Annotated in this window: 1 protein-coding gene; it reads left to right on the top strand. The window is 61.5% G+C overall.

Annotation, left to right across the window (positions count from 1 at the left end; all coding sequences use genetic code 11):
- On the top strand, positions 1-473 hold a 473-nt coding region (locus PO768_RS29080; protein WP_272648835.1), incomplete at its 3' end, for a GTP-binding protein.

Genomic DNA, 473 nt, shown 5'->3' with positions numbered 1-473 from the left:
ATGGCAAAAGGCAAATTTGAACGCACCAAGCCGCACGTCAATGTGGGCACCATCGGTCACGTTGACCATGGCAAGACCACGCTGACGGCTGCTATTGCAACCGTGCTGTCGAAGAAGTTCGGCGGCGAGGCCAAGGCCTACGACCAGATCGACGCAGCGCCCGAAGAGAAGGCACGCGGCATCACGATCAACACCGCTCACGTCGAGTACGAAACGGCCAACCGCCACTACGCTCACGTGGACTGCCCCGGCCACGCTGACTATGTGAAGAACATGATCACCGGCGCCGCCCAGATGGACGGTGCGATCCTGGTGTGCTCGGCCGCTGACGGCCCGATGCCCCAGACCCGCGAGCACATCCTGCTGGCACGTCAGGTCGGCGTGAAGTTCATCATCGTCTTCCTGAACAAGTGCGACATGGTCGACGACGCCGAGCTGCTCGAGCTGGTCGAAATGGAAGTGCGCGAGCTGCT

This window comes from Paucibacter sp. XJ19-41, from assembly GCF_028462495.1.
Classification (GTDB): Bacteria; Pseudomonadota; Gammaproteobacteria; order Burkholderiales; family Burkholderiaceae_C; genus Roseateles_E.
Note: the sequence above shows the minus strand (reverse complement) of the source record. Positions and strands in the feature narration are given on the sequence as shown.